General features: G+C 54.5%; 22 protein-coding genes and 3 pseudogenes. 17 read left to right on the top strand and 8 right to left on the bottom strand.

Annotated elements, in window-relative coordinates:
• Nucleotides 1-18 precede the first annotated feature (18 nt).
• From HUG12_RS00320 to HUG12_RS00345, 6 genes are all read left to right on the top strand, one after another.
• Entirely contained in the window at nucleotides 19-420 is a 402-nt protein-coding gene (locus HUG12_RS00320) for a nuclear transport factor 2 family protein (protein WP_179266873.1), read from the top strand.
• Nucleotides 421-744: 324 nt separating this feature from the next.
• Nucleotides 745-1,938 carry an MFS transporter gene (locus HUG12_RS00325; protein WP_179266874.1) on the top strand — a complete coding sequence of 398 codons (1,194 nt, stop codon included), beginning with the start codon at nucleotides 745-747 and terminating at the stop codon, nucleotides 1,936-1,938.
• 143 nt (nucleotides 1,939-2,081) lie between these two features.
• Nucleotides 2,082-2,873 carry an enoyl-CoA hydratase/isomerase family protein gene (locus HUG12_RS00330; RefSeq protein WP_179266875.1) on the top strand — a complete coding sequence of 264 codons (792 nt, stop codon included), beginning with the start codon at nucleotides 2,082-2,084 and terminating at the stop codon, nucleotides 2,871-2,873.
• A 267-nt stretch (nucleotides 2,874-3,140) separates the two neighbouring features.
• Nucleotides 3,141-4,217: a Bug family tripartite tricarboxylate transporter substrate binding protein gene (locus tag HUG12_RS00335; protein ID WP_179266876.1), complete on the top strand. Its 1,077-nt coding sequence runs from the start codon at nucleotides 3,141-3,143 to the stop codon at nucleotides 4,215-4,217.
• 32 nt (nucleotides 4,218-4,249) lie between these two features.
• Nucleotides 4,250-4,762 (top strand): hypothetical protein, encoded by a 513-nt coding sequence (locus tag HUG12_RS00340; protein WP_179266877.1) that lies wholly within the window; start codon nucleotides 4,250-4,252, stop codon nucleotides 4,760-4,762.
• 1 nt (nucleotide 4,763) lies between these two features.
• Complete coding sequence (locus HUG12_RS00345) at nucleotides 4,764-6,266, top strand: tripartite tricarboxylate transporter permease (RefSeq protein WP_179266878.1); 1,503 nt, start codon at nucleotides 4,764-4,766, stop codon at nucleotides 6,264-6,266.
• Nucleotides 6,267-6,423: 157 nt separating this feature from the next.
• Here the strand turns inward: HUG12_RS00345 and HUG12_RS00350 are convergent, their stop codons facing one another.
• The 3 genes from HUG12_RS00350 to HUG12_RS00360 are packed head-to-tail and all read right to left on the bottom strand — an operon-like array spanning nucleotide 6,424 to nucleotide 9,876.
• Complete coding sequence (locus HUG12_RS00350; RefSeq protein ID WP_179266879.1) at nucleotides 6,424-7,917, bottom strand: dihydrolipoamide acetyltransferase family protein; 1,494 nt, start codon at nucleotides 7,915-7,917, stop codon at nucleotides 6,424-6,426.
• 38 nt (nucleotides 7,918-7,955) lie between these two features.
• Complete coding sequence (locus tag HUG12_RS00355) at nucleotides 7,956-8,930, bottom strand: alpha-ketoacid dehydrogenase subunit beta (RefSeq protein ID WP_179266880.1); 975 nt, start codon at nucleotides 8,928-8,930, stop codon at nucleotides 7,956-7,958.
• Nucleotides 8,923-9,876: a thiamine pyrophosphate-dependent dehydrogenase E1 component subunit alpha gene (locus tag HUG12_RS00360; RefSeq protein ID WP_179266881.1), complete on the bottom strand. Its 954-nt coding sequence runs from the start codon at nucleotides 9,874-9,876 to the stop codon at nucleotides 8,923-8,925. Before HUG12_RS00360 ends, HUG12_RS00355 begins: the two co-directional genes overlap by 8 nt.
• Before the next feature lie 924 nt (nucleotides 9,877-10,800).
• Here HUG12_RS00360 and HUG12_RS00365 point away from each other — a divergent pair.
• The 4 genes and pseudogenes from HUG12_RS00365 (at nucleotide 10,801) to HUG12_RS00380 (ending at nucleotide 13,255) form a co-directional block, all read left to right on the top strand.
• The gene (locus HUG12_RS00365) at nucleotides 10,801-11,451 is read left to right on the top strand and encodes a cyclase family protein (protein WP_179266882.1); all 651 of its coding nucleotides are present in this window, start codon (nucleotides 10,801-10,803) and stop codon (nucleotides 11,449-11,451) included.
• 259 nt (nucleotides 11,452-11,710) lie between these two features.
• Nucleotides 11,711-12,145, top strand: coding sequence for a cupin domain-containing protein (locus tag HUG12_RS00370; protein ID WP_179266883.1), 435 nt, complete (start codon nucleotides 11,711-11,713; stop codon nucleotides 12,143-12,145).
• Nucleotides 12,146-12,147: 2 nt separating this feature from the next.
• Complete coding sequence (locus HUG12_RS00375; protein ID WP_179266884.1) at nucleotides 12,148-12,501, top strand: nuclear transport factor 2 family protein; 354 nt, start codon at nucleotides 12,148-12,150, stop codon at nucleotides 12,499-12,501.
• Nucleotides 12,502-12,648: 147 nt separating this feature from the next.
• Nucleotides 12,649-13,255, top strand: a pseudogene (locus HUG12_RS00380) (IS6 family transposase).
• Nucleotides 13,256-13,308: 53 nt separating this feature from the next.
• On the opposite strand, the gene HUG12_RS00385 reads toward HUG12_RS00380, so the two are convergent.
• Complete coding sequence (locus tag HUG12_RS00385; protein WP_179266885.1) at nucleotides 13,309-14,262, bottom strand: ArdC-like ssDNA-binding domain-containing protein; 954 nt, start codon at nucleotides 14,260-14,262, stop codon at nucleotides 13,309-13,311.
• A 365-nt stretch (nucleotides 14,263-14,627) separates the two neighbouring features.
• On the opposite strand from HUG12_RS00385, the pseudogene HUG12_RS00390 reads away from it, so the two are divergent.
• A pseudogene (locus HUG12_RS00390) lies at nucleotides 14,628-15,216 on the top strand (IS6 family transposase).
• Nucleotides 15,217-15,285: 69 nt separating this feature from the next.
• On the opposite strand, the gene HUG12_RS00395 reads toward HUG12_RS00390, so the two are convergent.
• Entirely contained in the window at nucleotides 15,286-15,711 is a 426-nt protein-coding gene (locus HUG12_RS00395) for a Tfx family DNA-binding protein (protein ID WP_179266886.1), read from the bottom strand.
• Nucleotides 15,712-15,773: 62 nt separating this feature from the next.
• On the opposite strand from HUG12_RS00395, the gene HUG12_RS00400 reads away from it, so the two are divergent.
• The 5 genes from HUG12_RS00400 (at nucleotide 15,774) to HUG12_RS00420 (ending at nucleotide 20,072) form a co-directional block, all read left to right on the top strand.
• Nucleotides 15,774-16,787, top strand: a complete 1,014-nt coding sequence (locus HUG12_RS00400; protein ID WP_179270518.1) for an extracellular solute-binding protein — start codon at nucleotides 15,774-15,776, stop codon at nucleotides 16,785-16,787.
• The gene (locus HUG12_RS00405) at nucleotides 16,788-17,603 is read left to right on the top strand and encodes an ABC transporter permease (protein ID WP_179266887.1); all 816 of its coding nucleotides are present in this window, start codon (nucleotides 16,788-16,790) and stop codon (nucleotides 17,601-17,603) included. It begins immediately after the preceding gene.
• Nucleotides 17,600-18,655: an ABC transporter ATP-binding protein gene (locus HUG12_RS00410; RefSeq protein WP_179266888.1), complete on the top strand. Its 1,056-nt coding sequence runs from the start codon at nucleotides 17,600-17,602 to the stop codon at nucleotides 18,653-18,655. Before HUG12_RS00405 ends, HUG12_RS00410 begins: the two co-directional genes overlap by 4 nt.
• A gap of 586 nt (nucleotides 18,656-19,241) precedes the next feature.
• Nucleotides 19,242-19,562 (top strand): hypothetical protein, encoded by a 321-nt coding sequence (locus HUG12_RS00415; RefSeq protein ID WP_179266889.1) that lies wholly within the window; start codon nucleotides 19,242-19,244, stop codon nucleotides 19,560-19,562.
• A 219-nt stretch (nucleotides 19,563-19,781) separates the two neighbouring features.
• Nucleotides 19,782-20,072 carry a hypothetical protein gene (locus HUG12_RS00420; RefSeq protein ID WP_179266890.1) on the top strand — a complete coding sequence of 97 codons (291 nt, stop codon included), beginning with the start codon at nucleotides 19,782-19,784 and terminating at the stop codon, nucleotides 20,070-20,072.
• Nucleotides 20,073-20,119: 47 nt separating this feature from the next.
• Here the strand turns inward: HUG12_RS00420 and HUG12_RS21395 are convergent, their stop codons facing one another.
• A complete protein-coding gene (locus tag HUG12_RS21395; RefSeq protein ID WP_218836373.1) occupies nucleotides 20,120-20,308 on the bottom strand; it encodes a hypothetical protein in 189 nt (62 codons plus the stop codon).
• A 38-nt stretch (nucleotides 20,309-20,346) separates the two neighbouring features.
• Entirely contained in the window at nucleotides 20,347-21,051 is a 705-nt protein-coding gene (locus HUG12_RS22140; protein WP_246308113.1) for a ParA family protein, read from the bottom strand.
• Nucleotides 21,052-21,166: 115 nt separating this feature from the next.
• Here HUG12_RS22140 and HUG12_RS00435 point away from each other — a divergent pair.
• Nucleotides 21,167-21,418 (top strand): annotated as a pseudogene (locus HUG12_RS00435) (zinc ribbon domain-containing protein); the annotation flags it as partial.
• Nucleotides 21,419-21,676: 258 nt separating this feature from the next.
• Here the strand turns inward: HUG12_RS00435 and HUG12_RS22085 are convergent.
• Nucleotides 21,677-22,012 (bottom strand): hypothetical protein, encoded by a 336-nt coding sequence (locus tag HUG12_RS22085; RefSeq protein ID WP_394354287.1) that lies wholly within the window; start codon nucleotides 22,010-22,012, stop codon nucleotides 21,677-21,679.
• Nucleotides 22,013-22,042: the final 30 nt, after the last annotated feature.

Raw genomic sequence — 22,042 nt, forward strand, 5'->3', positions numbered from 1 at the left:
AGAGACGGCAAGGCAAGAATGACTATCGAAGATATAAAACGGCTAAAGTTCAAGTATTGCTTCCATCTCGACAGTACTAACACCAGTGAATTCGTCGATTTGTTCACCGAAGATGCAAAATTCGACGTTCCGAATTACGGGTCGGGAGAGGGGAAAGGAGCTATTCGGGAGTTCATCACCGAAATAAAATCGCGTGATCTCGAGTTAATGGCCCACATGGCATCCAACCCACTTATCGAAATAGATGACAACGAAGCCACCGGGAAATGGTACTATATCGTCATCATCGAAGACGACGAGGGGAACGTGTCGTGGGGACAGGGACGGTGGGAAGACACCTATCGAAGGGTCGACGACGATTGGAAGATATCCTCCCTCATCGCGATTCGGCAGTTCACGAGGGAAATACCGAAGCGATAATCCGAGATGTAGTTGATACTAAGAACCGCCGAGTCTCTTCGGCTGTCCCACGTTCGCTCTTCGTCGTAGGTGCGGATCGAAGGACAGGCAATTATACCAATCGATTGGTAATCAGCTCCTGAGCCGGCCTAATCGGACGGGGTTCGAGACTTGAGGCGCGGAATGCCATGTATGGAAAGAAGTCCGCAGTCAGGCTCTGGAAAGAAGCATTTTCGAAGACGAGAAATGGAGATCGAAAACCCAGAAACGTTGACTGATTGCACAAAGACAATAATTGTATACGTTCAGTGTTAAATACCCCCAATGCACGATTACTTTCATAGAATGAAGTATGAGGTGAAAACAACGCTCGGAGCGATGTTGTCCGACGGAATGGGCTGGATTCTTCTCGGAGTCACTGCAGGTTGGGCCCTTTCCCTTGGAATGCGGTTCGTATTCCCGGCGCTATTACCCTTCCTACAATCCGAGTTCCGGATAGATCTCGCGACGTCGGGACTATTACTGACCGTCTTGTGGAGCGCGTACGCGATCGGTCACATACCCGGCGGTGTACTGGGTGACAGGATCGGGGAAGGAAACACCCTAGTCCTGAGTACGATCATCTCGACTGGGACTGTGTTAGTAATCATGTCGGCGATCAACGTCTCGATGTTGTTCGTGGGCACCTTTATCTTCGGTATCGCGACTGCGCTGTACGGGCCGACCAGATTTACCATTCTCACCGACCTCTACTCGAAGAAAGCGGGGACGGCGATCGGTTTGACGATGGCCGGTGGCAGTCTCGGAAGTGCCACCTTTCCGGTGATAACAACGATGATTGCTGTCTACCTGAGTTGGAGACATGGGTTCGGATTATTTTTGGTGCTTTTCGCGATAGTAGCAGTCGGTCTTCGATTAACCGTACCACAGCGGACATCACCTAAATCAAACGTAGTAAACCAATTCTCCAGAGAAACACTTGATCAATTGGTGAAGGGCATTTCCAGGGAATCGATCCTGACTGTCGTGATGATCCAAGTATGCATCTCCTTCATAATGCAGGGGTTTTCGTCGTTTTATCCTTCATTTCTCGTTGATATGCGAGGGATCTCTCCGGGAGTGGCTTCATCCCTCTTTGGTGGATTTTTCATCATAGGCGCCATCGTGCAACCACTCGCTGGTAATATCACGGATCGATTTGGTGCGAAATGGACGCTGACAGGATTATTGGGCGTGTCTGCGTCCGGTTTGTGGTTGCTCTTGTTCGTGGAGGAATTCGTTGCACTAGTGTTAGTAACAATTCTCATCAGCACTTTGAACGGCTGTTACGTAGTTACTCAGACCAAAATCGCCGACACGTTACCGACTGATCTGCAGGGAACCGGTCTAGGATCACTGAAAGCCGGCTGGATGCTACTCGGAGCGACGTCACCGTTGATTATCGGTGTGCTCGCGAGCGGTGGTCACTTCCGGATAGGATACGTGCTGTTGGCAGTAATCGGGACGGGCGGAATGCTCATCTCTCTGTTGCGACTGTGAATTCGTTGTACCGGTTAAGGCGACCAAGCGGCAGGCGACTCTCGAAAACAGAACCACGCGATACGGGTGGAGCAGATTGATCGCAATGGACAAATTATTGTAATTTCCTAACGTACTTAACCCACTGGAACTACCGGAAACGTATGGGCGATTTAGACACCATAGACTATACCGTCAAGGAAGGACGCGCCGAAATCATCTTCGACCGACCGGACAAGCTGAACGCGATAACTGAGACGTTGATGGAGGAACTGAACGTCGCGATAGAAGAAGCTCTCAACGACGATTCAGTGTACGTCATTATCCTGTCCGGCCGTGGCCGCGCGTTCTGTGCCGGAGCAGATCTTGATGAGATGAGCGAAGGTGGCGTCGGTTCCGACAACAAACTCGCCTCCGGAGAATATCTGTGGAAAGACCTGAACGCCTGCCGCCTACTGTGGGAGGGGGACAAGCCCACGCTCGCCGCGATTAATGGGCCGGCTGTAGGAGGAGGATTCGACTTCCTTCTCTCGTGCGATCTCAGGGTCATGAGCGAAGATACGTTCATTCGGGACGGACACACGAAGGTGGGAATGCTACCCACGTTCGCTTCGTATCTCCTCCCCCGCCTCATCGGTCTGAGTAAGGCGAACGAGATCCTACTGACTGGCAACAATATTACCGCACAAGAGGCGGAGGAGCTAGGGCTGGTATCCGAATTAGCGCCGGAAGACGAAATCATGGAAGTAGCTCGGGAGTGGGCGAACGAATTGCGGGATCTACCAAGGCTCTCGATAAAACATTCCAAAGCTATGGTCGGTTCCCAGGATTCGTTGGACGAGGCCCTCAACGATGGATTTGAAAGACGTTGGGAGTGCGTTCAAGATTCCGAACGCAACGAAGCCATTGATGCGTTCCTAGATGGCCGGTCACCGGAGTTTGATCGAGAGTATTGATCGATTCTGTAAACGTCGATTTGGCGCGACGCATCGATCGATTTGATCCGGAAACCAATCGGCATTCCCATAGCAACGATTCGTTCCATGTCGTGTAAACCGTATTGATCGGAAAATTGGCCGACGAGTGAAGATCAGTAACTGAAACTGTTACTGGGTGGGACAGAGGTAATATTGTATGCGAGTTTTGTGAAACATGCAATTAACCATCATCGACTGTGATTATCCGTTAAGGTTAATACCCATTGTTATGTGGTATAGAAACGCATGGTGTTAGATGACAGCAGTAAACTGGTAAACCGGCGACGATTCGTCAAATATACAGGAGGAAGCTCGATAGCGGCTCTAGCGGGATGTCTCGGCGGCGGTGGCGACGATAACGGCGACGGAAACGGCGACGGAAACGGCGGCGGAAACGGCGGCGGCGACGATTTCCCGTCCGATACCTTCAACACAATCGTACCGTACGCCGAAGGTGGTGGGTCGGATGCGTACGCGCGACACTTCACAGCCGAGCTCGCGGACATAACTGGCACCGATTATCAAGTAGAGAACCTCCCTGGAGCGGGTGCCACGCGAGGGATGACGGTCCTCCACGACAGACCCGCTAACGGATATCACATGGGCCTCGCGTCGCCACCGGCATCGGGACTGATGACGTACCTTCTGGAACCCGACCGGCTGGATTGGGATTACAGTGACTTCTCCGGACTCGCCGTCGTGGGACGAAGTACCACGATCGTCACGGCGAATCCAGATCTCGGTATCGAAGATTACGAGGACCTCGCCGAAAGGGTTCGGTCCGGGGAATTTACGACGACCGGCGGTCCAGGTCTCGGAGGAATCGAACACGTGGCCTACGTGTTCATGAAAGAGAACCACGACATGCCGATCGAAGATTTCGTCGCATACGACGGCTGTGGGCCGACCCAGCAGGCCGTAGCATCCGGTGAAATTCCCTTCGGCATCTGTTCGGAGCCCTCGGCGCAACCGTTTATCGAGAGCGGAGACGTAGAGCCCATCGCGGATATCACAACGAGTGGCGGCCTCATCAGCGATATCCCGTCGGTCGCAGATTTCGGATACGCTGATATGGACTCCTTCGGATATCCGACGCGGTGTCTCTTGGGTCCGCCGGGCGTCCCCGAAGAGCGGCGCGAGGCTCTCTCCCAAGCTTTCAAGGAGGCCACTGAGACGGAAAGCACCCAGCAGTGGGAGGAAGAAACCGGCAACGCCGTGCTGTGGGGAGACCACGAAGAAGCCGAACAGGCTTGGAAAGGAGCCATTGAGTCGATCCCCGAAGAAGTCAATCTGGATGCCGTGCGAGAAGACATGCAAGAGTAATAGATTTATAGTCAGAAGCAGATATCAGATTAATGTTCGAAAGAGAAAAGATCGATTCTGAAACTTTTTTATTGTTGATGCTCCTCGTCATAGCCATTTACATGCATATTAACGCGTACCAGTACCCACAGGTTGCGCAACGGTTCCCACAATTCATGTCCACCGTCGTCATCGTGGGAGCCACAATACTACTCGGGAAGAATTTATTCCCTGACAAAATGGACATCCTGAGTGTGGAAGAGGAAGACATGGCTTTCAACTTCGGCGAGGCCGAAGGTGAAGAGTTACAAGATTCGTCGGACGAGATGGAGATGAACTCCAAATATGTTCAAGTAACGCTATTGTTGACTACCGTGTATATCGTTTCCGGCTTATTCGTCGGATTCTATTGGTTGTCGCCATTATTTGTGGCTGTGTACGCCAAGTACTTCGGTTTGAGTAACACACGGGTAGTGTTACTCACGGTCTTAGCTTTCTTGATATCCCACGTGTTCCTGGTATTCATGGATGCACCGATCAACCAAGGGTTACTCGAAGGGTGGTAATATGTTAGAAAACATTATTCAAGGAATAGAAATAGTTATCAGTTATCCGACGTACTTATTCGTGATAGTCGGTCTCGTACTTGGCATAATTATCGGTGCAATTCCGGGCATTGGACCGATTATTGGAATGGCCATCTTGCTGCCGCTCACGGCACCCCTAGAAGGCGTCAATGTGATCATCATGTTCATCATGATCTATCTCGGCGGCATGTATGGGGGAAGCATCGCTGCCATCCTGATCAACACTCCAGGGACGGCAGGAGCGGCAGCTACGACGTTCGACGGGTATCCGATGTCGAAGAAAGGGAGGGCGAAAGACGCGTTAGCGATTTCTGCCGTAGCATCTTCGGCAGGAGGGATCATTTCCCTCGTTATCTTGTTCTTGGTGCTGCCAATCGTGACGACGATCGTGTTGGCGTTTGGCTCCCCGGAGTACTTCTTGATCGCCCTTCTTGGTATCGTGATGATCACTATCGTCGCCGAAGGTGCTCTGTTGAAGGGGTTGACAGTCGGAAGTTTTGGATTACTGATAACCACCGTCGGAGTAGCCCCGATGACTCTCGATTTCCGATATCCAATTCACGGTGCATTGTACGACGGCATCAGTTTCGTCGCGGTACTGATCGGACTGTTCGCTATATCCGAGATGCTTCAATTAGCTGGGAAGCAGGGGACGATCGCCAGCGAGAACGAAGGCGGTGGGGTGAGCGGATCGATTTGGGACGGGGCGTTGGAGGTCGTGAGACGTCCGTTCACCGTACTCAAATCAGGATTGATAGGGATGTCCATCGGGGCGATCCCCGGAGCAGGAGGGTCTGTTTCTAACTTTATAGCATACGCAGAGACCTTACGGAGTGATAAAAATCCGGATTCGTTCGGGGATGGAAATCCGAGAGGAGTGATGTCCTCCGAAGCGTCCAACAGCGCTACGGTTGCGGGGTCGCTCATTCCAACGTTATCGTTCGGAATCCCCGGCAGTGGTACGACTGCCGTCCTGCTAGGGGCGCTTATTCTTCACGGGATACAGCCGGGTCCCAGTTTGTTCGCAGAAAACATACAAATTACGTATAGCTTCTTGTTCGCTCTAGTCCTCGGGAACCTTCTCATATTGACACTGGGTCTGACAATCATCACAAAAGCGGGAATCATAACACGGATTGATGTTAATCAGATCATCCCGCTCGTGATAATTCTCGCGGTGTACGGAGCGATCAACCTTCGAATTAACTTCATCGACATAGTGACACTGCTCCTGTTCGGCGTGATCGGATTTTACATGGTCAAACACGATTACTCTATCATTGCTCTCGTGTTGGGAGTAGTGTTGGGACGAATAGCTGAAGCGAACCTCTACAGGTCATTACAACTCTCCGGTGGAGAGCTCTCGATTTTTGTTAGCCCCTCTCAGCCGTTATCGCTGTTGTTAACAATATCGATTGTGTTGTTGTTATTCCTCCCGATTACGCTCCCATATATAAGGAAAATTAGCACAAATTACATATAAGAATCAGCAGTTTTCCTTTCACTATATTGAACGAAGCCGCGCTATCAGCCGCGATTCTACAGACAGCGTAGCGTCAGCAAGTCAACTAGTGATAGAACCCTCATTCGTGAAAGAGCGTAGAATACGTTGACTTGGTCGAATCTAGTCGATAGAATGATCAAGAGAGGAGCGACTCCGGACTCTCGATGCTCGATTGAAGCTCTTGCAAAAAGCTCACGGCAGTCGCACCTTCGACGACACGATGGTCGTAGGTGAGCGTAAGATGCATGAACTTTCGAGGTTCGATCTCGCCCTCTACAATGCCAGCGTCTTCAAAAATCGTACACATTCCAAGGACGGCAGTTTGTGGCGGCCGGATCTGTGGGGTATTGAGGTAGGCCCCGAGTTGGCCAGCGTTCGAAACGGAAAACGTTCCGTTCTGTAATTCGACCGGATCGAGACGTCCCTCTCGAGCGGCTGTGGCGAGTTCATCGATCTCTTCGCTCAAATCCCTAATGGTTATCTCGTCGGCATGGTAAATAGTCGGGACGAGAAGTCCTCGATCGGTATTCACGGCGATGCCGACGTTGATATCACTGTAGGTGTCGATAGTTTGATCCGAGATTGAAGCGTTGAGAAGTCGGTACTCCTCGGACGAGAGAGCGTCGGCTACTGCCCGGACGACGAATGCAGTGTACGATAGATCCACTGTCCATGCCTCGGAAAGTCGAACACGTAACTCGACGAGATCGGTGACGTCGACGCGGATCATCGTCGTAGTGTTCGCGTATTCTCCTGCTGCACGACCCATTTGTTCGAACATGACCTCTCTTGGCCCTTCGATCGGTACGGTTTCAGCGATGCTGGGAGCACTGCGCTGGCTGTCACGCTGGGATTGGATGCTGGTATGGTCCTCAAACGCAGCGTACTGTCGAACGTACGCCTTCACGTCGGATTCTCGGAGTTCATCCTCGTCGAGTCGTTCCGCTACGACCGATAAATCGACGCCATATTCCTCCGCAACGACTCTCGCTCGTGGCGAAGCGAGTACGGCGTTCTTCCGCTCGCCCGTGTTCTTTCCTCTAGATCGGTTATCGCGTTCCGGCGTGTTACCCTGGTGGGACATTCGCTTCTCTCCTTCCTGCACTTCGTCAGGTGGGTCTCGTTCTTTCGCCCGGTTTGGAGAGACAGATGTCGATTTCATGTCTTCGCCCCGTGATACGTTAGTAGGGCGTTTGTCGAGCAAGGCCAAAACGTCGTCACGATCCAATCGGCGTTTCCCTACCGTAGCAGCCACGGTTTCGAGTTCGAGGCCGTGCTCACGTGCTAACTTACGAGCACTGGGCGTCGCCCTGACGATCGACCGGTCGTCATCTTCATCCTCTGTCGTACCCCCGGATGGCGGTCCTCCGATCGGGTTTGCGGAACTCCCGACTTCCGGTCCGACCTGATCAAGGGTATCGTCTATCTCATTGGGGGTCCCGATACGGCCCAGGAGGGTTCCGACCGGAACCGTCTCGGTTTCTGTAACCGCTTTGTCGAGCAACTGTCCGCTCTCTTCAGCACACAATTTGAACGACGTCTTGTCAGATTCGACGACGACCACGGGATCCCCAGAATCAACGGCATTACCGGTTTCGACGAGCCACTTGATGACGGTCCCTTTCTCCATCGCTTGACCACTCTTGGGAAGACGAATTTCTTGCATGGTTACTCAAGGATATCGCGAAGGGACGACTCAATGTCGGTGGCGTCGGGGAGATAATAGTCTTCGAGGTTCTCCGCGAACGGAACCGGCGTGAACGGCGCACCGATCCTGGTTATCGGGGCATCCAGGTAGAAAAGTGCGTTCTCCGCAATTTGAGCCGCGATCTCCCCTCCGATTCCACCGAATATAGGCGCCTCGTGGACGGTCGCGAGAGCGTTGGTCTTTTGGACCGAGCCGACGATCGGGGCGATATCCAGCGGAACCAACGTACGGGGATTTATGACCTCCACGTAGATTCCGTTCTTCTCCAAGTTTTCAGCAGCCGCAAGAGCTTCGCGCACCATACCGCCGATTGCGACGACCGTCGCATCCTCGCCGTATCGGACGATTTCCGATCTACAGAGCGGGAACGTCTCCGGCTCTTCGGGGACATCGCCTTTGATGTCGTACTGACGTTTATTTTCCAGGAAGACAACTGGATCGTTATCGCGAATAGCAGCCTTTAGCAATGCCCGATACTCTCGCGGCGTCGCGGGTGCTACGAGTTTCAATCCCGGAACGTTCTGAAACCAGCTCACCGGACTCTGACTGTGGTGAAGACCGAACTGATCGCCAGCGCCGTAGGTGGTTCGAACGACCAAGGGGACACTCGTGTCGTCGGCGTAGTTGAAGTGCATCTTCGCAGCATAGTTGATTAGGTGGTCGGCGATGATCGACGTGAAATCGCCGAACATGATTTCGACGACCGGACGAGCTCCTGACAACGCGGCTCCAACCGCAGTCCCACCGAGAGCGGTTTCTGACAGCGGAGTGTCAAATACGCGATCTTCTCCGAACTTATCCTGAAGACCCGCAGTGACCTGAAAGAGCCCTCCATACTCTCCAACGTCTTCTCCATAAACGAAGACGCGTTCGTCTCGCTCGAGTTCTTCCCGGAGTGCTATGTTCAGCGCCTCGATGGCCGAGAGTTCAGTCATCGGTTACAGTTCCCTCCGGACCGACGTCTGCATCACTGTAAACGTGGTACATGGCCTCTTCCTCGGGAAGCGAGTCTTCCTGAGCTGCTTCGAAAGCCTCGTCCACCTGCTGTCGGATTTGTTCGTCCGTATCCCGGATCCACGTCTCGTCGACGATATCAGCTTCGAGTAATCGGGATCGATAGATATCGACGGGGTCCCGTTCTTTCCACCGTTCTAGTTGATCGCTATCTCGCTGATCCTGCATTATCTCGGCGTGCGGACGGTAGCGGAACGTTTTGGCCTCAATCAAGGTGGGTCCCTCGCCGTTCCTCGCCCGGTTGGCTGCCTCCTCCGTTGCCTCGGCCACTTCGTCTGCGTCCTGGCCGTCGACGATTCGTTTCGGGAGATACGATCCGATGAAATCGACGAGATCGTCCACTGGCGTAATCTTTTCGACAGGTGTCGCTTCCGTCCATTGGTTGTTCTCGATCACGAAAACGACGGGGAGTTGGAAGACCGACGCAAAGTTCAACGCCGTGTGGAACTCACCGCGAGTGGTCGTGCCGTCTCCGAAGAATACCAACGAAACGAACTTACGGTCAAGCAATTTACTTGTCAACCCCACACCGACAGCCGTGTTGAGATGGCTTCCGACCAAACCAGTCGTACCGAGAATCCGGTGTTCCGTAGACCCGACGTGGTGCTGAGTCGTTCGTCCGGAAGAAGGTCCCGCTTCAGTTCCGAACATGCCGGCGACGACCGTATCGAGCGGCATACGCATCAGAATAGCGGCGCGGGTACGGAGGGACGGTGCTACGAAATCCGTCTTGGCGACTGCCGCAGTAGCACCGACGCCGACGGCCTCCTGTCCGATACTGAGATGGGGGAGTTCCGGTACCCCCTCCAGTTCGTGTATCTTAAGAGCCTTCTCTTCGCACCGGCGCGTCAAGAGAAGAGACTCCATGATAGTTCGTCTCTGTTCTTCTGATAAGGGCATATAGATAGAACAGGGAGACAATCAACATGAGCATTGTGACAGACTATCTGTCATTAGCTCGTAGACCGTACGTACAGACAGCGAAACGAGCGGCGATATCGATGGAAATTGGCCAGTTAGCGCCACTCGTACGATTGGACTTTGACTATCCACGGCTTTAGTCGTGGGTTTTCTCCTCGCCCCTTCAATAATTGTTCGACGACGTTTTCAAGGACACTGATATTCTCGGTTCCGATGCGGACGACGTCCTCTGGTTCGAGCGTCAGGTCGTCCAGTGGATTGATCGACGTTCCCGTGAGTAAGACAGTAGACTCGGGTACCTCGTTGTATCGCTGGTAGTATTCGACGAGTTCTTCGAAGTGCGAACCATCTCGTTCGGCGACGTCTCGTCCTGAAAAATCACGTCGCCGTCGCGTAAAACCGACATTGTAATGTCGACGTCAAGCGGATCACCAATCGTCTCTTCCGTAGCGATACACAGTCCGATCGAGCAACTCTTCGAATATATTTTGCTCTGGAGTAAATACAGGAAGTTTTCTCGTTCAATCGATCAACTGCAGATGTCGTTACCGATTGTGTAACACGATGGAAAGTTCCGGTTCGGGAACGTCCCAGTCCGAATCACTGCGGATCCTGATCGCATCATCCGGTCCGACAGTACGGCTCGGCGTCGCTTTGAAATAAATCTCTGGTCTCTCACTCTCGTACGCGTTCATGTTTTGGAACGGTCCAACCGTTTTGTTAAAATATGTCGGCGTCTACTTGTTGTTTCCAGCACCTACGAAAGTTGGCTCGAGAAGGGATTCCTCGCGATTGAAGGACCCGAGTCAGAGACGCCCCGGGTCACGAAAGGGGGCAAGGTTTTTACTAATAGTTATACTTGTCTTCGTTATGTGGATCGACCTATCGCAACCCTTCTCGGAGGACATGCCTCACCCGGCCAGCATGCCTTCGCCCGAATTCTCACCGGTGAGAGATGTAGATGACGACGGGATTAACGTACAGAAGTATCAATTGATAACTCACGTCGGAACGCATGTCGATGCGCCATACCACTTCATCCCCGACGGGAAGAAAATAGACGAGATTAGCCTCGAAAAGATGAACGGGCAAGCGATAGTAATCGATATCCCGAAGCGATCCCCCGAGGAGATTACAGTCGACGATGTGAAATCAAAAGACGCAGAGATTCGAGAAAACGATATAGTGATCCTCAATACGGGATGGCACTCGAAATATGGCGACGAGGACTACGAGCCCCACCCGTGGTTGAATACCGAAGTAGCAGAGTGGTTCGTCGAGAAGAAAATAAACATGCTTTGCATGGATGTTCTGACCCCGGACCTGCCTTGGTCGCTGAGAGAGGAAGGCTGGAACGAGTTTCCCGTACACCAGACTTTACTAGAAAATGAAGTTCTGATCGCAGAGAACCTAGGAAACTTAGACGAAGTGGGGGATGAGCGGATCGAACTGTTTGGAAGTCCGATTGAGATACAAGGCGGCGACGGATCCCCGGCCAGGTTCGTGGCTCGCAGGGGGTAGCATAGGACACTAGTTCGAATAATTCAGCGCGTGGGAGAAAACGGGGTGAATTATCCCTTTGTAGCAAACCTTCCAGAGTAGTTATGGCGCGAAGGGACGTACAGCATCATACGAGCCCCATAAAACCCAGTTGTCGTAGGTCACGAGAACCCAACGAGTAATAAATGCAGGATGACGTATGTCAGCCTATAGACCCAACACAAAATCGTTGAACCAAAGGATCGCAATGTTATTGTGGCCTGGTATCATTGCTCTATATATGGGAGAACCATTCGTAATCGAACCTGAGGAACGAAAACCACTCGATACGCCCTATCACGACAATATGACCGCCAGGGAACTCGTTAATCCTGAGTTCGGATCAGATAATATTGTATTCAGAATAACCGAGATCGAACCTGGAAAGCGCGCCGTGGACGATTGGCACGCCCACGATACGTCCGAGCAATTGTTCTACATCCTGAGCGGTGAAGGCACACTGCGTATGAGCGAGACGGGCAGAGAAGAAGACGAGGAAATCTACGACCTCGTCCCGGACGTCTTTGCGTTTATTCCTCCGGGAACGTATCATAACGCTTGGAGCACTGGAGATACTCCCCTAAGAATGATCGTTATCTGGACCCCGCCATACGAATCATTCGAGGATTGGAACGTCGACAGCGACAACGAGTCAGATGAATCCGAAAGTCAGTAAGAATGGAAACTGAACAACGAGAGAAGCTTGCACAAGCATACTTTGATGCGCTTGATGAGTCCGACTATGAGTCTCTTCGCTCGGTGTTTTCCGACGACGTTGTGTACCACTATCCCAAGGTAAGCGTAGTGGAAGGTATCGACAACGTCGTCGAATTCATGACGGAGCGGAAACCCACCTCAAACACAAATCACGAAATCACTAGATACCTTCACACGGGCGAAGCGTCCGTTTGCGAGGGTTATTCGACGGGTGAACTCGATGGAGACTCCTTCGAAGGACATTTCTGTGACGTAGTCGAGTTCGACAGCGCCGAAAACAGGATCACCACGCTTGCCGTGTATTCGAGGATTTGACCTTCAGGGAAGACTACACTCCTCGAGACCCAGAGTCGATACACGGCAGATTGGTAGTCTCTGCACCCATCAATCCGTGGAATTCCGATTCACGCATTGTTCAGATAAGGTCTGAAGGGCGAGGCGGCCAAATTCGCCGCCTCATCAATCCTAGCGACTGTCAGATTAGATTTTGTGAAACGAGAAGCGACACCGGAGCCGCTGATGCGACTCAGTATCCATCTTCAGGTGGTCGTATTATCTGTTTTAGATAATGTCTGTCTTCTCTATAGTTTCGATGTTCCACACGTATGATCTACCATTCACAATGGGTACAGAAAGCCAATCTACAACCGACTTGCGGCAAGTTGCCGAATCACGTCGCGGTCGACGAGACCGTGATTCACCTCAACAACCAGCGGTTTTGGCTGTACGCCGCTGTCGATTCTGCAACGAATAAATTTCTGCACATCCGACTGTTTCTGACGCGAACCATTGTTCTGACAAAACAGTCTCTGAAGAACCACAAGCGAAATATGACGCCGCTGACGCAGTAATTCTTATCGATGGTGCACCATGGTTACAAGCGGCACTCTTCGAAGAAACCCTACGATTTCAGCACGTTATCCATGGAAATCGGAACGCTGTCGAACGTGTTTTCAAAGAGGTAAAACGACGAACTGAGCAGTCTTCGAATCATTTACCTCCTGCCACAGCCGAATCCGCCGAAACATGGCTTCAAACCTTCGCATTCGACTGGAACCAGCTAATCTGAACAATGCCGGGTTCGAGTGCTTGGAGGCACTCTCTCAATCCCGTTATTATCTGTTATTCGTACTCCTCGACAGCTAGGATAAATATCTCGGCTGTCCGACTGATCCGATCGAGTCGGTCGAGGATCTCCTCCGGGTTCTCACCGTGCCAGGCAGCCAGATAGTACTCGGAGCCGCTCGTATCGAGGTCGAAGTAGCGACCGACGATCGCGGCGACCGCTTCGGCTTCGAGTTCACGTTTCGCTCGTTCGGGGTCGTCGACACCGCCGTGAAGTTTGGCGTGAGCATATTCGTGGATGAGCGTCACGGCGAGGTCAGCTCGGTTCATTCGATTACGGACCTCCACAGCCGCCTGTCCACTTTGATCACCTGAATACGTACAGTTGCCTTTCGCATCACCGTATGTCCACGCAGCAGGCTCGACGACTTCCACATCGATGGAGAACTTAAGGGCAGTTTCGAGCAGCGTTGGAACCAGCTCTGCTGCGTCTCCCGTCGCCCCTGTCTCAAGGTTGGGAAGTGGTTCGCCCTCCGTCTGGGAGATGTCGAACACGGGAACCGGGCGAAAGCCGACCAGGCCCTTGTCCCACTCCTCGGGGTCGGTCTCGTCATACTCGCAGTCACTCGAGTCGTGATACGACGAGGAGTTCTCACACTCGGGACATCGAGTCGTGATGATCGGTGCCCAGATCCAGATCGCGGATTCGCCCTCCTGGACCTGTCTGTCGAACTCCTCCTGCCACGTGCGATAGCCGGCGACGCGGGTCGCTTCTGGACACTGGAGGGTGATGAGGAGCGTGTTCCGATGTGAGTAGTCGTGGAACCGGCTCTGGACGTCAAGCCATGCATCGAACGCCTCGCTCGCTCTCGCGTCGGTAACGCCGTCCACGAGTTTACGCACCCACTGTTCGATCATGCTGTGCATCTCGTCATCCCGGTCGTCCGGGTCGTTGAACGAGACCTCTTCTTCGCTGGTCGCGACAGGCCCGTCAGTGGTTGTATCAGGCATTTCAAATCGCTCCGCACACTTCAGGGAGCAGAAAAACTCGCCATCTGGACCCGGTGGTGGTGAGGCGATCGATGAGAGCCGTCCGTCTGAATTGGTCTGTCCCCAGCCAACACGAGATTAGTTAACTTCAACTACGAGTGACTGAATCCACCGCTAAGTTGATCTGCTTACTCAGCGGTCAGTTGGTCCCGTTTCGTGTAGAGAATAAACGCCATTATACTACCAAATACCGCGTGCACGGCTCGTAGCGTATCCGTTCCAATCACTTCGGAATACTGCGTGAGGACCAGGACGAAGGCTGTACCGTACAGGAGACAGGGGATCGTGTTTAGTTAAGGATGAAGCGGCCGAATTTCGATTTGCCTATGGCTGAAATCGCCCGCCTCAGCGGTAGTAGCGACTGGATTGATTTGGGTTTTGTGGAGCGCGAGCGGACACCGAGCTGATGGAACTCGGTATTCGCCTCCATCTCACGGCACTATCACTTTCGAATACAAAATAGGAACTTGGGAAGTTCGGTGTCGAACGCTCGTAGAAAGCCGTTCATGATTGGGTGCAGAAGACCGATCTACAACCGACCAGTAACGCGAGTCCAGATCACATCGCGCTCGACGAAACCGTGATCCGCATCAATGGCCAGCAGTACTGGCTGTACGCCGCCGATCCAGAGACGAACGAATTCCTCCACGTACGGCTGTTTACGACGACAACGGCGGTATTAACTGAGCGATTCTTGCAGGAACTCCGGGAGAAACGCGATGTCAAGGACGCCGTGTTTCTCGTCGATTACGCCCAGCATCTCAGAACGGCACTACAACGAGTTGGGCTCCGATTCCAGCCCGTTCGCCACGGAAATCGGAACGCTGTCAAACGTGTTTTTAGAGAGGTAAAACGACGAACCCCTCGTTTAGCAATAGTTTCAGTCACATCGATCCAGCGACCGCCGAAACGTGACTGCAAGCGTTCGCCGTCTGGTGAAATTCACTTAACTAAACACAATGGACTCACAAGCCCAAGCCACTCTCAGTGGTCCTCAGTAAAGACTCTCACCTCGCCCTCCTTGGTAATCCCAACATCAATGCTTGATTTCAGTTCGTTCTGTTTCGTATACTTTTCAAGGACGCCATAGAGGTGTGTATAGAGCTCCGGACGACAGTACGAGACTTTGATGCCGGCCTCATCCCCATGTGAGTAGACACTGGCGACCAATTCATCGAAACTCGTCCCCGGAGAAACAGAAAATTGAACCGGCGAACGGATCGTCCGGATGAGTTCTAATGTCCGACGAGCCTTGTCTACGTTCTGTTCTGCTGCCCGTTCGACAGCGCTGATGTTCGAGTTAGTCGTCCCCAGTCGGTCCGCCACTTCCTGTTGGGTTTGCCCATGCTCTCGGAGTTCGAGTACCTCCACCTGCCGTTCGGTCAATGTTGTCGAGTCAGCAGAAACCATACTGGTTCAAACAGATGTGTTTGAGATAAGCTTTTTCCTCATATGATTCTCTACCTCGTATGATGAGTGATAGGTTTCCTAATACGCGTCGGCGGTTTCTCCTGACTGCTGGGACGGCGGCCATCGCTGGCAATGCAGGCTGTACAGGTGGAAGCAGTCAAGATGGTGGTCAATCGACGACGATCGCCATCCTCGCAGCTGGCAGCCTCCAGAATGCATTAGCTAACGGGCTCGAGCCTGCTGTAGACGTTCCAGTTCAGATCGAGGCACACGGCTCGGCAACGGTCGCTCGTATGATCGACGAGGACCAACGTGACCCCGATATCGTCTCAGTCGCCGATGTAGCGCTCTTTGATGAACCGCTCTCACTGCCGTGGTATTCCGTGTTCACCAGCAACTCAGTCGTCATCGCGTACAATCCGGACACAGTTGGAGGACAACGATTGGCCGACGCCGGAACGGAGAGCTGGTACGAACCAATGATTAACGGGGACGTGAACATCGGTCGAACCGACCCTGACCAAGACCCACTTGGATATCGTGCTCTCTTCATGCTCGAACTCGCCTCACGGTATTACGACGACGCATCGAATCTCAGAGAACAGATCCTCCGGGAAAACCAGATCTATCCCGAAACATCGTTGGTCAGTCAGTTCGAAACTGGCTCCATCGACGCCGCAATCGCCTACCGCAATATGGCTGTCGAACGCGATTACGAGTACTTTGAGTTACCGGACCAGATCAATCTGAGTGATCCACAGTACGCCGAGGATTGGTACTCAACAACTTCGTATACAGTGTCGAGCGGCCAGGAAATCCAGGGTGGACTCATCAGCTACGGCTCGACCATTCGGCACATGAGCGACGCCGCAGTCTCTGTGTTCGACACACATACGACCGGAAGCTATCTCGAAGAACACGGATTCCTCGTGCGTGAGCATTTCCCTGCCTATACGGGCGAAGTTCCCCAGCGCGTCAGACAGGCGACCGATCAATCCAACGTAAATCAATCTCGGCTCGACGGTCCCAACAAAGAGCTATCGTCGGCAGTTTCGGATATCACTGTCCTGATCTGAATGGCAACACGTTCAAACTCGAACCGATCGGGAACAGTGACCTTCGGTCTCGACTGGCTCAGCGTTGCGCTCATCCTTGGGGGCGTGCTACTCCTGTACTACATCGTGCCGATGATGTCGCTGTTTCTCTCGGTGCCACCAGGCGACATCCTTGCTCGGATGAACAATCCAACCGTCGTGGATTCGGCGACCACATCGCTGCTGTCGGCATCGATCAGCACAGTCGTCGCAACGCTGTTTGGCTTGCCGCTCGCGTACTGGCTCGCACGCACCGATGGAGCTGTGACGAAGATGGTCCTCGCAGTCGTGGTCCTCCCGTTGGTGCTTCCCCCGACGGTCGGTGGAATCGTGTTGCTCACCGTCTTCGGCCCGGGGTCACCGTTGGGTGGAGCCGCAGTCGCTGCTGGCTTCCCGCTCACACGGTCGCTCGCCGGGGTGGTGCTCGCCCAGACGTTCGTCGCGTCACCGTTCGTGGTCGTTACGGCAAAAGCGGCGTTTGAGAGCGTTGACCAGACGCTCGAATACGCCTCTCGCTCGCTCGGGAAAAGCCGATTGACGACCGCTCGCCATGTGACGCTGCCCCTAGCTGGCTCCGGCATTCTCGCCGGAGTGACCCTCACCTTCGCGCGAGCGATCGGTGAGTTCGGCGCGACGATGATGATGGCGTACTATCCCCGGACAATGCCGGTCCAAATCTGGGTGGCGTTTATTGAACTCGGCCTGGACAACGCCTATCCGGTGGCGATACTGTTGGTTGTGATCGCCGCCGTAGCTCTGTTGATTCTCAACACCGTCGCCTCGAACCCATGGGAATGATACTTGAACTCTCTCAATTGAGCAAAGCCTACAGCCAGTTCGACTTCGGCCCCGTGGACCTGACGGTCGATGAAGAAGTGCTTGCCGTCTTGGGGCCGTCCGGCAGCGGGAAGACCACGCTACTCTCGTTGATCGCCGGCATCACCGGCCTCGATTCGGGATCAATTCTGCTCGACGGGCGAGAACTGGTCGGTCAGCCGCTCGAAGATCGGCATGTAGGGATGGTCTTCCAAGAAGGAGCGCTCTTTCCACACATGACCGCCCGGGAAAACATCGAGTACGCGGCTACAGCCAGCGATCACGTCGACGAACTTGCGACGCTCCTCGAACTAGAGGAGGTCCTCAACAGGAAGCCCCCGACGCTCTCCGGTGGGGAACGCCAACGAGTCGCCCTCGCGCGATCGCTGGCGACCGACCCGGACGTGTTACTCCTTGACGAGCCGTTGTCGAGCCTCGACGCGCCGATCCGGAAACGGCTCCGGGACGAACTGCACAACCTGTTTGAATCGCTTGAAATCCCGATTCTCTACGTCACGCACGATCAGCGGACGGCGACGGCACTCGGTGACCGAATCGCCATCGTTCGAGACGGTGGCCTCGAACAGGTCGGTTCGCCGTCGACAGTGCTCACCCGGCCAACCAATCGGTTCGTCGCGCGCTTTACTGGGAACGAGAACCTATTTGAGGGGTCAGTGACCGATCGAGCCGCAGACGGAGCAAGGGTTCGGTTCGGCGATCTCCAGCTCCAGACGACCGCGTCGGATATCTCTACGTCGGCCGTGACGGTCTGTATCCACCCCTCGCGAGTGGAGGTCGAAACCCCCATTGTCGCTGACGGCAACCGGTCGGTGAACACGGTCACAGGGACGGTTGCTCGTTGGTTGAATGAGGGGAGCGTGTATCGGGTCGATATTCAAATCGAAGCGGGCTCACTTACTCTTACGGCGAACGTTCGTCCGCCGACGTTCGAACGACTAACGATTGACAACGGCTCAGAAATTCAAGTGCTGATTCCGCAAGAGTCGATTCATTTGATTCCAGAACTTGAGTAATTTCGATTCGAGACTTCCCTGACCCGCGTCTGGACAGAATACTCAGTGGATGGAAGCATATGCATTGAGAACACGGGCCTCAACTACTGGCCAAAACATTATATATAGCGGTATCCGGTATATTGATGGTGCGGTTAGCTCAATACGGAGAATATCGGCAGGTATGAGCAGTGATGGATGACACCGATAGCAGTCCGTTCCCACTTTGCCTTACCTGATAAGGTGAAGTGGATTTAAGGGAGGGGGCTGCGCCGTCGGGTGAGCCGACCCGATGGATCTGCCGCCTGACGCCCCTTCCCCGGGGATTGACCGCCGAAACACCCCTCGCCACCGCCGCAGCCTCCTTCGTCGACGCAAAGCAGAAGCCGGGCGGTGGCGGCCGCTACGCGAGCGACAGTCGCGTCGTCCTCGAGGGCTGAGTGGAGTGGGCCGCCTATCGCGACGCACTGTGCCTCGAGGACGTCGACGCCGACCTCATGCATAGCTACGTGGACTACCTCCGGGCCCGCGTCGACGCCAGGGTTTCGAACGACACGCCCCCGACGCTGGCGTCGCGGGCTCGACGGCGCGGCAGTACTACGCCCGGGTGCGGGCGTTACTCACGTGGTGCGTCGGCCACGAGCTCATCGCGACGAACCCAGCGAAGAAGGAGTCCGTCCTCGGCGATCTCCCCGACGAAGACGACGGTCGCGATGGCGACGGCCAGCAGTTCTGGACGCCCACGTTCCGCGACCAGTTCCTCCGCTGGACGGACTGGCGGTTCGAGACGGCCGCCGACCAGGGCCGGATGGACCCAGCCGTCGCTGCCCATGACCGCGCACTCGTCGCCGTGCTCGCCTTCTCGGGAGCACAGGACGCGGAGGTCCTGCGTGAACCGCGTGACGCTCGCCGAAACGGCCTCACCTAGGGCGACGTCGCCCAGCTGACCGTCCGGGGGAAGAACCAGACCTGCGAACAGGTCGGCCTCCTCGAACAGGGCGCAGACCGACTCCGGGCGCACTGGCGGCGCTCGCAGCGGCCGCCAGACTAGTGGCCCGTCTTTCCGACCGGCCACCTGCCCTCACTCTACGAGTCGGTACGAGACGCGGCTGACGGCGACGTTGAGGCCGACCTCGGGCCGGACACGGTGCTGGACGTCCTTCGACACGCCGGTGGCACGCCGCCATCCCTGACGGTCGCCGGCGGCGCGTCGATCCTCGAACGGCTTGCCATGGAGTCTGGGCTCCGCGTCGATGGCGACATCCCGAAGCCGCACGGGGCGCGGCGCGGGCTTGGCGACGAACTCTACCTCGTGAACCCCGCGACCGCGCAGGACCAGCTCCGACACCAGTCCATCGAGACGACGAACAAAGCCTATCGTGACCGCCAGACTGACCGGACAACACGAGACGCGCAGAATATCATCGACAGTTCCTAACTACGCGTCGGTCGCCATCACAGGATCGACATGGATGCGTACGCTCGTCATCTATCCGCTAAATCGTAACCCCATTCGCGAAGCATCTCGGCGATGAGCTCCGGCCTGCGTTGGACGACGACCATGGCAGCCTCCCGATAATCGGACTTGTAGACGTCCTCGCCGAGGCGCTCTTCGAGCGTATCCTGGAGTTCGTCTTCGGCGTTGATGATTTCCTCCCTGAGGAAGTACGGCATCTGTTCACGGCCTTCGTTTACTTTCTCTCGGCGCAGTTTTAGGGAATCGAGTTCATAGCCGGCCGCTGCTCCGAACTCCCTGCCTCACTGGTGTCGCCACCTGTGTCTTCGGAGGCTCTCGTTTCCCGGTCACTCATCGAGGGGTCCTCCTCGGCGACCGGTTCTGCCGGAGACTCCGGCACCTGCTCGTCGTCGAGATCTCGGCGTTCCTGCTCCGGTGGTTGGGTATCGGTGTCGTCAGATTCGTCGAGGCCTGCGTCGCGAGAACCGGATTTGAGTCCCATCAGACGGACACCTCGGGCACTGTGAGTCCCGCTTCTCGTTCGAGATGGCGGGCTAGCGTGTCGAACTGATCGAGCGTTTCGAGTTCGTACTCGCGCTTGCGGTCGCGATGTTTCTCGATGTAGCGAAAGGGAATCGACGATAAGAACGTCATAGGTGTCCCGAAGGTTCGCTTCGCGCAAGACGCGGTGGAGTTCGTGGTATATGCTGTACGATTCTCCTAGTTTCTCAGCCTGGTTTTTCTCGTTGAGGAGGAACTCGTGGACGTCCTCAAGCATGTTATGCGACGGAATGAGGTCGATGCCGTCCTCTACCTTGTGCGTGAGGTCGTCAAAGTCACCTTTCGGTCGGCCAACTAGGTGGCGAACGAGGTTATCTGCCTCTGGATCTCCTCGATCGTAGTCAGGACCGAAGAAGTACGTGAGGCTCCAGTTTTGCGTGTCCATATCGATAACAAGCACATCTTGGCCCGCGCGTGCATGGCTGGCGGCCAGCGTTGCTGCCGTCGTCGTCTAATACAAAGCCGAAAAATACGGTAGCTCGGTCGAACAAGTTGACCCAGAGAATACTAGTAGACGGTGTTCACACTGTGGCTTCACCCACCCGGAGAACCGCGAGGACGAGGCGTTTGAGTGCCTGAAATGTGGGTGCGAGAACCACGCGGACTACAACGCGGCGAAAAACATCGGGTTACGGAATCTCCGTCGCACCCAAACAGGGGGCAACGGAGGCGCACACTTGGGCGTGCGCTTGAACAGCGGGATGCTAAACGTAAACGGAGGCTATTCTCCTGCCGAGAGTATCGGCCAGAACGGGAGTCCACGCTGAATCCCACCCCTAAAGGGGTGGGTAGCTCAACCGTGAAAGCTAGGTCACTCTGAAAGCAATACTACGATAGAGCGGTCTAGCTAGTAAATTGACCCACTGCAGTGCAAAACCGAACACATCGATAGAAGGTGTCTCCAAGGTACGGGAGATGATTCCGGCCGTTCATCGAACTGGAACCTTAGGAACATCTCCGAACTCGGTCCCTGGCCCGGGGTTCGAAATTGATCGGCGAGTACGTCGTGTAATCCGTCATTTTGTTTACCGTAGATTTCCTTCTGGTACTGGTCGACGTCGACCGGCTAGATGGGGAACTGACACACCCGAGACCAGTAGTGTTCCAGGCTGGACTGCCGTCGGTTTCCGCCGCCACTTTCGTGGGTGCGAGTAGGCAGAGTTCCTTCTGTGTGCTGAAGCCACGCACGACCATGAGTAGTCGGTTTTCTTTACCTTCTCTTGGGTGTCACGAACGGATTCCTCATGAATTCGGGGATCACCTTCTCGTGTGACGAGTTCGCTGGCAACGTGTACGAGGTCGACCGCTTTCCGAGCACCGCCGTGCGTCTGGACGGCGAACGAAATTAACAGTAAAATTATATCATCATTCCGAACACCCCATCTGGAATA

This window comes from Halorarum salinum, from assembly GCF_013402875.1.
GTDB lineage: Archaea > Halobacteriota > Halobacteria > Halobacteriales > Haloferacaceae > Halorarum > Halorarum salinum.

Excerpts from the sequence above, each read along its gene's own strand:
- HUG12_RS00320 (WP_179266873.1), top strand. The coding sequence starts at position 19 with ATGACTATCGAAGATATAAAACGGCTAAAGTTCAAGTATTGCTTCCAT.
- HUG12_RS00325 (WP_179266874.1), top strand. The coding sequence starts at position 745 with ATGAAGTATGAGGTGAAAACAACGCTCGGAGCGATGTTGTCCGACGGA.
- HUG12_RS00330 (WP_179266875.1), top strand. The coding sequence starts at position 2,082 with ATGGGCGATTTAGACACCATAGACTATACCGTCAAGGAAGGACGCGCC.
- HUG12_RS00335 (WP_179266876.1), top strand. The coding sequence starts at position 3,141 with ATGGTGTTAGATGACAGCAGTAAACTGGTAAACCGGCGACGATTCGTC.
- HUG12_RS00340 (WP_179266877.1), top strand. The coding sequence starts at position 4,250 with ATGTTCGAAAGAGAAAAGATCGATTCTGAAACTTTTTTATTGTTGATG.
- HUG12_RS00345 (WP_179266878.1), top strand. The coding sequence starts at position 4,764 with ATGTTAGAAAACATTATTCAAGGAATAGAAATAGTTATCAGTTATCCG.
- HUG12_RS00350 (WP_179266879.1), bottom strand. The coding sequence starts at position 7,917 with ATGGAGAAAGGGACCGTCATCAAGTGGCTCGTCGAAACCGGTAATGCC.
- HUG12_RS00355 (WP_179266880.1), bottom strand. The coding sequence starts at position 8,930 with ATGACTGAACTCTCGGCCATCGAGGCGCTGAACATAGCACTCCGGGAA.
- HUG12_RS00360 (WP_179266881.1), bottom strand. The coding sequence starts at position 9,876 with ATGGAGTCTCTTCTCTTGACGCGCCGGTGCGAAGAGAAGGCTCTTAAG.
- HUG12_RS00365 (WP_179266882.1), top strand. The coding sequence starts at position 10,801 with ATGTGGATCGACCTATCGCAACCCTTCTCGGAGGACATGCCTCACCCG.
- HUG12_RS00370 (WP_179266883.1), top strand. The coding sequence starts at position 11,711 with ATGGGAGAACCATTCGTAATCGAACCTGAGGAACGAAAACCACTCGAT.
- HUG12_RS00375 (WP_179266884.1), top strand. The coding sequence starts at position 12,148 with ATGGAAACTGAACAACGAGAGAAGCTTGCACAAGCATACTTTGATGCG.
- HUG12_RS00385 (WP_179266885.1), bottom strand. The coding sequence starts at position 14,262 with ATGCCTGATACAACCACTGACGGGCCTGTCGCGACCAGCGAAGAAGAG.
- HUG12_RS00395 (WP_179266886.1), bottom strand. The coding sequence starts at position 15,711 with ATGGTTTCTGCTGACTCGACAACATTGACCGAACGGCAGGTGGAGGTA.
- HUG12_RS00400 (WP_179270518.1), top strand. The coding sequence starts at position 15,774 with ATGAGTGATAGGTTTCCTAATACGCGTCGGCGGTTTCTCCTGACTGCT.
- HUG12_RS00405 (WP_179266887.1), top strand. The coding sequence starts at position 16,788 with ATGGCAACACGTTCAAACTCGAACCGATCGGGAACAGTGACCTTCGGT.
- HUG12_RS00410 (WP_179266888.1), top strand. The coding sequence starts at position 17,600 with ATGATACTTGAACTCTCTCAATTGAGCAAAGCCTACAGCCAGTTCGAC.
- HUG12_RS21395 (WP_218836373.1), bottom strand. The coding sequence starts at position 20,308 with ATGCCGTACTTCCTCAGGGAGGAAATCATCAACGCCGAAGACGAACTC.